Annotated in this window: 8 protein-coding genes; all 8 read left to right on the plus strand. The window is 63.4% G+C overall.

Going from position 1 to position 11,662, the window contains the following annotated elements; genetic code table 11:
- Positions 1-117: 117 nt before the first annotated feature.
- The 8 genes from pdhA to BLJ79_RS15480 all read left to right on the plus strand — a co-directional run bounded on the left by pdhA (position 118) and on the right by BLJ79_RS15480 (position 11,613).
- Entirely contained in the window at positions 118-1,248 is a 1,131-nt protein-coding gene (gene pdhA, locus BLJ79_RS15445) for a pyruvate dehydrogenase (acetyl-transferring) E1 component subunit alpha (protein ID WP_071215758.1), read from the plus strand.
- Positions 1,245-2,252, plus strand: a complete 1,008-nt coding sequence (locus BLJ79_RS15450) for an alpha-ketoacid dehydrogenase subunit beta (protein ID WP_071215630.1) — start codon at positions 1,245-1,247, stop codon at positions 2,250-2,252. The genes pdhA and BLJ79_RS15450 overlap by 4 nt, the downstream gene beginning before the upstream one ends.
- Entirely contained in the window at positions 2,249-3,673 is a 1,425-nt protein-coding gene (locus BLJ79_RS15455) for a dihydrolipoamide acetyltransferase family protein (protein ID WP_071215631.1), read from the plus strand. The genes BLJ79_RS15450 and BLJ79_RS15455 overlap by 4 nt, the downstream gene beginning before the upstream one ends.
- Positions 3,674-3,907: 234 nt before the next feature.
- Complete coding sequence (locus BLJ79_RS15460; RefSeq protein WP_071215632.1) at positions 3,908-5,548, plus strand: peptide ABC transporter substrate-binding protein; 1,641 nt, start codon at positions 3,908-3,910, stop codon at positions 5,546-5,548.
- Between the two features lie 169 nt (positions 5,549-5,717).
- Complete coding sequence (locus BLJ79_RS15465) at positions 5,718-6,644, plus strand: ABC transporter permease (protein ID WP_071215633.1); 927 nt, start codon at positions 5,718-5,720, stop codon at positions 6,642-6,644.
- A 19-nt stretch (positions 6,645-6,663) separates the two neighbouring features.
- A complete protein-coding gene (locus BLJ79_RS15470; protein WP_498685630.1) occupies positions 6,664-7,650 on the plus strand; it encodes an ABC transporter permease subunit in 987 nt (328 codons plus the stop codon).
- A 4-nt stretch (positions 7,651-7,654) separates the two neighbouring features.
- Positions 7,655-9,355, plus strand: a complete 1,701-nt coding sequence (locus BLJ79_RS15475; RefSeq protein WP_071215634.1) for a dipeptide ABC transporter ATP-binding protein — start codon at positions 7,655-7,657, stop codon at positions 9,353-9,355.
- A gap of 449 nt (positions 9,356-9,804) precedes the next feature.
- A complete protein-coding gene (locus BLJ79_RS15480; RefSeq protein WP_071215635.1) occupies positions 9,805-11,613 on the plus strand; it encodes an ABC transporter family substrate-binding protein in 1,809 nt (602 codons plus the stop codon).
- Positions 11,614-11,662 lie beyond the last annotated feature (49 nt).

The raw sequence follows: 11,662 nt of genomic DNA on the forward strand, positions 1-11,662 counted from the left end.
TTGTGCGCACTGCATTGAGTGAGTAGCATCACATGTAGGTGGGGCGATGAGGCCGCACCCGCAGGCACGGCACGTCCCACCGGAATGCCGGACCTGAATCCGCAATCGACGCAAAGGATGCTGACCGTGTCCATCACGTTTGACTCTTCGACCCCCGAAGGCGCCGAGGACTACCTCCAGATCCTGGCACCCGACGGCACCCGCCACCCCTGCCCCGAGCTTGACCATTGGGTGGAGGAGATCGATATCCCGGCCCTGGAAAACCTCTACATCGACATGGCCTGCATCCGCCGCCTCGACACGGAGGGCACAGCCCTGCAGCGCCAGGGCGAACTGGGGCTTTGGGCACCGCTGCTCGGGCAGGAAGCCGCACAGATCGGCTCCGGCCGGGCGCTGGAACACGACGACTTCATCTTCCCCTCCTACCGCGAACACGGCGTGGCCTATTGCCGGGGCATCGACCCGCACGATTTGCTGCGCATGTGGCGCGGGGCGGCCCCCAGCGGCTGGAACCCCTACGAGGTCAACATGGCCAACCAACAGATCGTCATCGGGGCACAGACCCTGCATGCGGCCGGCTACGCCATGGGACTGAAATTCGACGGCTCGTCCGCAGCGGCCATCACCTACTTCGGGGACGGGGCCACCAGCCAGGGGGATGTCAGCGAGGCCATGGTCTTCGCCGCCAGCTACCAAGCACCGGTGCTGTTCTTCTGCCAGAACAACCACTGGGCCATCTCCGAACCGGTCACACGGCAAACCGCCGGCTACATCGCCGACCGGGCCAAGGGCTTCGGCCTGGCCACCTGGCGGGTGGACGGCAACGACGTCGTCGCCGTGCTGGCCGCCACCCGTGCGGCCCTGGCCCACGTGCGCACCGGCAGCGGCCCGGCATTCATCGAGGCCGTCACCTACCGGATGGGTGCACACACCACGGCGGACGACCCCACGCGCTACCGCGACGCCCTGGAGCTCGAGGAATGGGCCGCGAAGGACCCGCTGGACCGGGTTGCCGCGCACCTGGACACCCTGGGCGCCGACCTGGCCGCACTGAAGGAACGGGCCAAGCAGGCCACCGACGACATGGCCGCCGGGCTGCGCGAGGCCATCACCACGATGCCCGACCCCGGGGTCGAGGACCTCTTCGACCACGTATACAGCCATCCGCATTCCTGGCTTGAGGAGCAACGCGAGAACTACGCCAACTACCTTGCCGGCTTTTCCGAGAATGTGCAGGCCTCCAAATGAAAACCATCACCTTCTCCCAGGCCCTGAACACCTCGCTGCGCGACTCCATGGAACACGATGCGAAGGTCGTGCTCATGGGCGAGGACATCGGCAAGCTCGGCGGCGTCTTCCGCATCACCGACGGATTGCAAAAGGACTTCGGGGAGCACCGGGTCATCGACACCCCGCTGGCCGAGTCCGGCATCGTGGGCGCCGCCATCGGGCTGGCCTTCCGCGGGTACCGCCCGGTGGTGGAGATCCAGTTCGACGGATTCGTCTACCCGGCCTTCGACCAGATCGTCTCGCAGCTGGCCAAGATGCACTTCCGCTCCCGCGGCAACGTCAAGCTCCCGGTGACCATCCGCATCCCCTTCGGCGGGGGCATCGGCTCCCCGGAGCACCACTCCGAATCGCCCGAGGCCTACTTCGCCCACACCGCCGGCTTGCGCGTGGTCTCCCCGTCGAACCCGCAGGACGCCTACACGATGTTGCAGCAGGCCATCGCGGACGACGACCCGGTGATCTTCCTGGAACCCAAGCGGCGCTACCACGTGCGCGGGGAGGTGGACACGGATCTGGTTCCGGAGCCCGGGTCCCTGTACCGGGCCAAGGTGGCGCGCGAGGGTGCCGACCTGACCCTGATCGCCTACGGACCGCTGGTGAAGACCGCTCTGGATGCGGCCGATGCCGCGGCGGACGAGGGCATCGACATCGAGGTCATCGACCTGCGCAGCATCGAACCGGTGGACTTCGCCACGCTGAGCACCTCGGTGCGCAAGACCGGGCGGGTGGTCATCACCCACGAGGCCGGGAAATTCGCCGGCATCGGGGCCGAGCTTGCCGCAAGCCTCACCGAGCGCTGCTTCGACCACCTGGACCACGCCCCGGTGCGGGTCACGGGATTCGACATCCCCTACCCGCCGGCGAAGCTGGAGAATCACCACCTGCCCGATCTTGACCGGATCCTTGACGGGGTCGACCGTGCCATGAGGCGCACCGCGCCGCTGCTGGGAGAGGACGGATGAGCAACATCATGGAGAAACTATTCAACCTTCCGGATCTCGGCGAGGGCCTGACCGAATCCGAGATCCTGTCCTGGCACGTGGCCGAGGGCCACACCGTTGCGCTGAACCAGGTGATTGCCGAGGTGGAGACGGCCAAGGCCATCGTGGAACTTCCTTCCCCGTTTTCGGGCGTGGTGAAAAAGCTCTACGAGCCGGTGGGTGCCGTGGTGAATGTCGGCAGCCCGCTGATTTCCTTTGACGTGCCGGACCACTCCGGTACCGCCGCCCGTGACCCCAAGGAACCTGCGGGGGGCACGGCCCGGGAACCATCCGGGGGCGCGGCCCAGCGCCAGCCGACCCTGGTCGGTTACGGGGCCGCAGCAGAACCCGGAGGACGTCCGGCCCGCCGGGCACGCGTGGGTGCCCCGGCGCCCGTGGCCGCGGCGGCACCCGATCCGGTGCCGGCCGGCCGGGATTCACAGGCGGGAGCCCCGGTTTCCGCTGATTCCGGCCCGGGCCTGCGCCTGGTCGAGCCGCACGACCCGGCCCCGCAAGGCATTGGCTACCTGCGGGCCACCCCGCCGGTGCGCAAGCTCGCCAGGGACCACAACATCGACCTGCGTTCGCTGCGCGGCACCGGCACCAACGGCCTGATCACCCGCCAGGACGTGGTGCAAGCACTCGAGGCAACGGCGATCCCGGAGGCATTGCCGCAGGGGCCGGTCCCGCAGGCAGCTGCCGCGGGGGAGACGCGCACCCCGATCAGGGGCGTGCGCAAGGCCACTGCCGCGGCCATGGTCGCCAGCGCCTTCACCGCCCCGCACGTCACCGAGTTCCTGAGCGTGGACGTCACGGAGACCATGGCGCTGCTCGAGCGGCTGCGTGCCTCGAGGCGTTTTGCCGACGTGAAGATCACCGTGACCACCCTGGTGGCCAAGGTGGTCACCCTCGCCCTGGCCAAGCACCGCACGCTGAACTCCCGTTGGGACGAGGAACACGGCGAAATCGTCGAGTTCGGGCACGTGAACCTCGGCATCGCCGCGGCCACCGGGCGCGGGTTGATGGTCCCGGTCATCCACAACGCCCAGGACCTTGATCTGGCCCAGCTTGCCGCTGCCTCTGGGGAGTTGACCCGAGCTGCCCGCGAGGGAACGATCACCCCGGCCCAGCTGGGCGGCGGGACCTTCAGCATCAGCAACGTGGGTGTCTTTGGCATCGATGGCGGAACCCCGATCCTGTCGCCGGGCCAAGCCGGAATCCTTGCCGTGGGCCAGGTGCGGAAGATGCCATGGGAACACCTTGACGAGATCGCGCTGCGGCAAGTCATGGTGCTTTCACTGTCCTTTGACCATCGGTTGGTTGACGGCGAACAGGGCGCCAGGTTCCTCTCGGAAGTCGGAGCGATCCTTGAGGATCCGGCCCTGGTCATGGGTTTGGTTTAAGTGATGCGGACCGGGAGTCTCCCCGGTCCGCAGGTGCTTGTTGACAATGAACAATGTTGAATGTTGTCTGGTCATAAGTTGCAGGTTCATAAAGATTCTGCATCTGGCCAGTCGTTCATTAGTTGTTTCAGAGATTTATGAGTAGTCTCACCTATGAGTGATGAGACTCACCATGGTCCGGCGAGGTTGCAAAACCCCTTCCCCGCCGGCCAACAAACTCGTTGAGGAGAAAGAATGCGTTACAACCGCACCTCGAAGGCACTTGTGCTTTCCGCAGCTCTGGCCCTGACCCTAACTGCCTGTGGCGGCGGCGGCGGAGAAAACCCCAGCGCAAGCTCCGGTGGAGACGCGTCGAAGGTCATCACCGCGAACTCGACCGAACCGCAGAACGGACTGCTGCCGGCAAACACCAACGAGGTTGGTGGCGGACGCGTGATGGACCTGATCTTCACCGGTTTGGTCAGCTACGACGCCACCGGCAAGCCGGTCAACGAGCTGGCCGAGTCGATCGAGACCACCGACGCCCAGAACTACACCATCAAGATCAAGGCCGGCCAGAAGTTCACCAACGGCGAGCCCGTCAATGCCAAGTCCTTCGTGGATGCCTGGAACTTCGGTGCAGCGGCGAAGAACGCACAGCTGAACTCGTACTTCTTCGAGTCCATCAAGGGCTACGACAAGGTCAGCGCGGAGAAGTCCACCCTGGACAAGATGGAAGGCCTGAAGGTCGTCGACGACACCACCTTCACCGTCGAACTCAGCCGCCCGGAGTCCGACTTCCCGTTGCGCCTTGGCTACACCGCCTTCTACCCGCTGCCGGAAGCCGCGTTCAAGGATCCGAAGGCCTTCGGCGAGAACCCCGCTGGCAACGGCCCGTACAAGCTGGCCGAGGGCGGCTGGAAGCACAACGTGGAACTGAACTTGGTCCCGAACGCTGACTACTCCGGCCCGCGCACCCCGGCCAACGGTGGCGTGACGTTCAAGATCTACAACTCCTTTGACGCCGCATACACCGACCTGCAGGCCGACAATCTCGACGTGCTGGACCAGATCCCGCCAAGCGCACTGCAGAACTACAAGACCGATCTGGGCGACCGCTGGGTCAACCAGGCCTATGCGGGCAACGCCACCATGACGATCCCGAGCTACCTGCCGGAGTTCAAGGGCGAGGCAGGCCAGCTGCGCCGCCAGGCGATCTCCATGTCGATCGACCGCCAGCAGATCATTGACAACATCTTCTTCGGTGCCAAGCAGGTTGCCAAGGACTTCACCTCCCCGGTGATCGACGGCTACTCGGATGCCCTTCCCGGCAACGAGGTGCTGACCTTCAACGCCGACAAGGCCAAGGAACTATGGGCCCAGGCCGACAAGATCGATCCGTGGCCGGCAGACAAGGTCTTCACCATCACCTCGAACATCGATGGCGCAGGCAACAAGGAATACATCACGGCCATGGCCAACCAGATTTCCAATACCCTGGGAATCAAGGCCGAGTTGAACCCGATTCCGACGTTCAAGGAAATGCGTACACTGGTCGGCGAGAAGAAGCTCACCGGCGCCTCGCGTGCCGGCTGGCAGGCCGACTACCCGTCGCTGTACAACTTCCTTGGCCCGCTCTACGGAACCGGCGCCGGCTCCAACGACGGCGACTACTCGAACCCCGCGTTCGACCAGAAGCTGGCAGACGGTCTTGCCGCTACCTCCGTCGAGGAAGGCAACAAGATCTTCAACGAGTCCCAGCAGATCCTCCTCAAGGACCTGCCGGTCGTGCCCCTGTGGTACCAGGCCGTCCAGGGCGGCTGGAGCAACAATGTCACCGACGTGAAGTTCGGTTGGAACGGTGTTCCGATCTACAACGCCATCACCGGCAAGTAGCCCACACCACCGCTTGAACTGACACGTGAGAAAGGGGGGCCCGACCCGGGTCCCCCTTACTTGCGTGGAACTGCAATCCAACGTTCCCCATCTCCCACAAAAACTTCCTTACAAGGAGTAGTTCCTTGATCGACTCGATCACAACCACAACACCCACGGTGGCAGCTCCATGATCACGTTCACCCTCAAACGGATCCTGCAGCTGATCCCGGTGTTCTTCGGGGCCACGTTGCTCGTCTATTTCCTCGTCTTTGCCACACCGGGCGACCCCATCGCGGCGCTGTCCGGCGGCAAGCCGATGAGCCCGGCCGTTGCAGATGCCCTGCGTGCCCAGTACAACCTTGACCAACCCTTCTGGGTGCAGTACTTCCTGTACCTGAAGAACCTGGTCTCCTTCGACCTCGGCCAGACCTTCTCAGGCCAGCAGGTCTCGGACGTCATCGCCCGGGCCATGCCGGTGACTGCACGCCTTGCCGTGATGGCGCTCGCAATCGAAGCCGTCTTCGGCGTCATCTTCGGCGTCTTCGCCGGCCTGAAGAAGGGCAAGCTCTTCGATTCGACCGTCCTGGTCGCCTCGCTGCTGGTCATCGCCGTTCCCACCTTCGTGCTGGGCTTCGTGCTCCAGTTTGTCGTGGGCGTGAAACTTTCTTGGGCCAAGCCCACCGTCAGTTCAGGCGCCCCCTGGGGGGATTTGATATTGCCGGCCGTGGTGCTGGGGCTTGTGTCCCTGGCGTACGTGATCCGGTTGACCCGCACCTCGATCATCGAGAACAAGAGTGCCGACTACGTACGCACGGCAACCGCCAAGGGACTGAGCCGGCGCCGCGTGGTCGTGGTCCACATCCTGCGCAACTCATTGATCCCCGTGGTCACCTTCCTGGGTGCCGACCTGGGATCCTTGATGGGCGGCGCGATCGTCACCGAAGGCATCTTCAATGTCCCCGGCATCGGCAACCTGTTGTACCAGGCCATCCTCAAGGGCGAGAGCGCCACCGTGGTGGCAGTCGTCAGCGTGCTTGTGCTTGTATTTGTTATCGCCAACCTCGTCGTTGATTTGCTCTACGCGTGGCTCGACCCAAGGATCCGCCTTGTCTGAGAACCCAACTCCCGAAATCATTGAACCGGTCGCACCCGCACCGAAGGTGCGCGCCGGAAAAATCTCCAGCCGCCACATCGAGCACTACGTGGCTCCGCTGGCTGAAACCCCGCTGCAGTCCGTGGACAAGGTCGACGAGACCGCCGAGCCACTGAGCATGTGGGCGCAGGCCTGGCGTTCCCTGCGGATCCAGCCGCTGTTCATCATTTCCGCACTGCTCATCATCTTGGTGATCCTTGTGGCGGTCTTCCCGGGTCTCTTTGCCAAGGCAGACCCCACCTTTTGCAAACTGGACTTTGCACGCCAGGGCCCGTCAGCGGGCCACCCGTTGGGCTACACCTTCCAAGGCTGCGACATCTACGCGCGCGTCATCTACGGTGCAAAGGCCTCGGTTCTGGTCGGGCTGTTCACCACGATCGCCGTGCTCATCGTTGGCGGCACCTTCGGTGCGCTGGCGGGCTACTACGGCGGCTGGCTCGATGCCGTCCTGGCCCGCATCACCGACATCTTCTTCGCCCTGCCGTTGATCCTCGGCGCCATCATCATCATGCAGCTGCCCGCATTCCGGGAAAACAAGAGTATCTGGACGGTCATCATCACCCTGGCGATCTTTGGCTGGCCGCAAATGGCCCGCATCACCCGGGGAGCGGTCATCGAGGCCAAGAGCGCCGACTACGTCATGGCCTCGCGCTCGCTGGGCCTGTCCAAGTTCAAGACGCTTGTCAAGCACGTGGTGCCCAACTCGCTGGCTCCCATCATCGTGATTGCCACGATTTCGCTGGGCATCTACATCGTCGCCGAGGCGACACTCTCGTTCCTGGGCCTGGGCCTTCCACCCAGCATCATGAGCTGGGGCAACGACATCGCCAACGCACAGATCTCGCTGCGCAACAATCCGGCGATCCTGATGTGGCCGGCACTGGCGCTGTCCGTCACGGTGTTGAGCTTCATCATGCTCGGCGATGCGGTCCGCGATGCGCTCGACCCGAAATCACGCAAGGGATAGCACCATGAGCAAACTATTGAAGGGACCATCCGTGAATCGGCCATCCGACGAAGACCGTCCACTGCTTGAAATCAGGGACCTGGCCATCACCTTCTCGACCCCCGAGGGGCCGGTCCACGCCGTGCGCAACGGACGTCTGACCGTGATGCCCGGGGAAACCGTGGCGATCGTGGGGGAGTCGGGTTCCGGAAAGTCCACCACGGCGCTTGCCGCCATCGGGCTGCTGCCGGGCAATGGCAAGGTCACCGGCGGGCAGATCATCTTTGACGGCGAAGACATCACCCATCCCACCGAGGAACGGATCGTAGCCCTGCGCGGCAGCTCCATCGGCATGGTTCCACAGGATCCCATGTCGAACCTCAACCCGGTGTGGAAGATCGGGTTCCAGGTCAAGGAGACCTTGAAGGCCAACGGCCTGGCCGGCAACAACTCCAAGGAACGCGTCGCCCAGGTCCTGGCCGAAGCGGGACTTCCGGATGCCGCGACCCGTGCCGGGCAGTACCCGCACGAGTTCTCCGGCGGCATGCGCCAGCGTGCGCTCATCGCCATTGGCCTGGCCTGCCGGCCGCGCCTGCTCATTGCCGACGAACCGACCAGCGCACTGGACGTGACGGTGCAGCAGCAGATCCTGGACCACCTGGACACCATGACTTCCGAGCTGGGCACCGCGGTCGTGTTGATCACCCACGACCTGGGCCTTGCCGCCGAGCGCGCCGAGAAGATCGTGGTGATGTACAAGGGGCAGGTGGTTGAATCGGGTCCGGCACTGGAAATCCTGCGCAACCCGGTTCACCCCTACACCCAGCGACTGGTCGCCGCGGCGCCTTCGCTGGCCTCGAAGCGACTGCAATCCCAGCCGACCGAGGTCGCCGAGGAAATCAACGCCGTGGTGAAGGTCGAACACGAAATCGTCGACGAGGACATCCTGCAGGTCAAGGACCTGACCAAGGTCTTCAAGATCCGCCGGGGACTGGGCAGAAGCGACGACTTCACCGCGGTGGACAACGTGTCCTTCTCGGTCAAGCGCGGCACCACCACGGCCATCGTGGGGGAGTCCGGGTCGGGCAAATCCACCGTCGCACAGATGGTCTTGAACCTGCTCAAGCCGACCAGCGGGTCGATCACCTTCGACGGACAGGTGATGACCGACCGCACCGAGAACCAGCTGTTCAAGTTCCGCCGCCGCGTGCAGCCGATTTTCCAAGACCCCTACGGGTCCTTGGACCCGATGTACAGCATCTTCAGGACCATCGAAGAGCCGCTGCGGATCCACGGCATCGGGGATGCCAAGTCCCGGCAGAGCCGGGTCAAGGAGTTGCTCGAGCACGTCTCGATGCCGTCTTCGACGATGCACCGGTTCCCCAACGAGCTCTCCGGCGGGCAGCGCCAGCGCATTGCCATTGCCCGGGCGTTGGCGCTCAAGCCCGAGGTGATCATTTGCGACGAAGCGGTTTCGGCCCTGGATGTGTTGGTGCAGGCACAGATCCTGAACCTGCTCAACAAGTTGCAGGAAGAGCTGAACCTGACGTACCTGTTCATCACGCACGACCTTGCGGTGGTGCGCCAGATTGCAGACGACGTTTGCGTGATGGAACATGGACGGATCGTTGAGCACTCCACCACCGATGAGGTCTTCAACAACCCCCAGAGCGAGTACACCAAGAACCTGCTTCGGGCGATTCCCGGAGCCACGTTGATGCTTTAGGAGAGATTCGTTCCCAATGGGAATTGGGAATTGATATGAAAAAGTGGAGGGGCAAGCCAAAAGGCTTGCCCCTCCACTTGCTTATCATGAATGACTTATTGGAAGGCAATTAGTGCCGGGTCGAACGTCATGTTGGGCGATGTTTCCAAACTGTTATAAATGGGGCCTCGCCGGATGCGCCTACTTACGAGTAGTAATTGGTGAAGTTCAATGTGAAGCAGATCCTTGAGTTTTCGCGGCTGTAGCGTCCATCACGTTTGCGGGCGCCCTTGGAGTGTCGCTGGTCACCAGGCCACGGCCCGAATGGCACGCCAAATATGAAGCGGTGTTTTTATATCCAACCGGCGGAATCGCGGCTATGGTTCTAGATTGTGGGGCATCGCACACTGCATGGACCGCATTCGAGCGAAAGCTCGGTTACATGAAGCTCAAGCTAATTAGGAGGAGAAATGCGTGTTCAGCGTATTTCCAAGGCTGTTGCAGTTGGTGCTGCGCTCGCACTGGCACTGACTGCGTGTGCGCCGGGTGGCGGAAACGCCCCCAGCGAATCGGCAACAACGTCGGCATCCAGCAGCGGGACCAACACCGTCGAACCGGCGAACTCGGGTCGCGCCGATCTTGGCGACATCACGACCAAGGACGATGAAATCAAGGTCACGGTCGGTGCCCCCGAATTCATCGGTTACAACTCTTACACCCCACAGACCTACTCCACCTACAACTCGGCCATCACAGAGCGCGTGCTCTCAGGTTTCTCCTACTTCGGCACCGACGGCAAGATCTACGCGAACGACGACATGGTCACCTACGAGAAGGTCAGCGACGATCCGCTGACCATCAAGTACACGATCAACCCGGATGCCAAGTGGTCCGACGGAACCCAGATCACCACGGCCGACGCCGTCCTGGCCTGGTCCTTCCAGAACGCCAACTTGAAGAACGCCAAGGGCAAGCAGCTCTTCGACTCGGTCTCCGCCGACCTGGGCGACACCGTCCCCAAGGGCCCCGAGGGCGCAGCTGATTCGAAGGAATTCACGGTCACCTTCAAGAATCCCGACCCGGACTGGCAGATCCAGACCTGGATCGATACCCCCGCGCATATCGTCGCCAAGCAGGGCGGGATGTCCACGGCGGAGTTCGTGGACGCGGCTCGCGCCGGCGATGCCAAGGCGCTCACCAAGGCCGCCGAGTTCTGGAACACCGGCTGGACCACGAAGCCCGGAACCCTTCCGGACGCCGAGCTGATCCCGTCCTCGGGACCGTACAAGCTCAAGAGCTGGGCGGCCGGGCAGTCGGTGACCCTGGAGGCCAACGAGAACTACTACGGCACTCCGCCCGCCACCAAGACGCTGACCTTCCGCTTCATCGATGACGGGGCGATGGTCCAGGCCCTGCAGAACAAGGACCTCGACGTCATCAACCCGCAGCCGACGGTTGACACCTTGGCACAGCTCAAGGCTCTCGGCGACGAGGTGAACATCCAGCAGGGTGACACCATGACTTGGGAGCACCTGGACTTCAACTTCCGCGACAAGGCCGTCTTCAAGGATTCCCTGGAACTGCGCCAGGCATTCGCGATGTGCGTTCCGCGCCAGGAAATCGTTGACAACCTGATCGTGCCGCTGAACCCGGAGGCCAAGGTGCTCAACGCACGCGAGGTCTTCCCGTTCCAGGACACCTATGACGAGGTCGTGGGTGAGTCCTATGACGGTCGCTACGACAAGGTCGACATCGAAGGTGCCAAGAAGATCCTCGAGGAGCAGAACGCCGTGGGCACCAAGGTGCGCATTGGCTACTCGGCTCCCAACCCGCGCCGCACCGACGAAGTCGCCATGATCCAGTCCTCCTGCAAGGACGCGGGCTTCGAAGTTGTCGACGCCGGCGACCCGAAGTTCTTCGCACCCGGCGGCACCCAGGAACGCGGCGACTACGACGTGGCACTGTTCGCCTGGGCAGGTTCCGGCCAGATCACCTCGGGCCAGAACATCTACGCCTCGGGCAAGCCGCAGAACTACGGCCAGTACTCCAACAAGGACGTCGACGCCGCGTGGGAGCGCCTGGCAACCTCGATGGACCCGGCCGTGCACCTGACCGAGACCAAGAACATCGAGAAGCTGCTGTGGGATGACCTCTTCGGCATCCCGGTGTTCGCACACCCGGGTCTGTCCGCCTCCTCGGCCGACATCAAGAACGTGCGCCACACCGCCACCCAGTCGCAGATCGTCTGGAACGCCGAACAGTGGGTACGCGCTGAGTAATTGCCTACCGGCAATATCAGCGTCTTAGTGTGGGGTCCGGCATACCAGC

The sequence above is a fragment of the Arthrobacter sp. UCD-GKA genome, assembly GCF_001863355.1.
Taxonomy (GTDB): Bacteria; Actinomycetota; Actinomycetes; order Actinomycetales; family Micrococcaceae; genus Paeniglutamicibacter.

Coding starts and splice junctions, on each gene's coding strand:
- BLJ79_RS15475 (WP_071215634.1), top strand. CDS start 7,655: ATGAGCAAACTATTGAAGGGACCATCCGTGAATCGGCCATCCGACGAA.
- BLJ79_RS15480 (WP_071215635.1), top strand. CDS start 9,805: ATGCGTGTTCAGCGTATTTCCAAGGCTGTTGCAGTTGGTGCTGCGCTC.
- BLJ79_RS15450 (WP_071215630.1), top strand. CDS start 1,245: ATGAAAACCATCACCTTCTCCCAGGCCCTGAACACCTCGCTGCGCGAC.
- BLJ79_RS15455 (WP_071215631.1), top strand. CDS start 2,249: ATGAGCAACATCATGGAGAAACTATTCAACCTTCCGGATCTCGGCGAG.
- BLJ79_RS15460 (WP_071215632.1), top strand. CDS start 3,908: ATGCGTTACAACCGCACCTCGAAGGCACTTGTGCTTTCCGCAGCTCTG.
- BLJ79_RS15465 (WP_071215633.1), top strand. CDS start 5,718: ATGATCACGTTCACCCTCAAACGGATCCTGCAGCTGATCCCGGTGTTC.
- pdhA (WP_071215758.1), top strand. CDS start 118: ATGCTGACCGTGTCCATCACGTTTGACTCTTCGACCCCCGAAGGCGCC.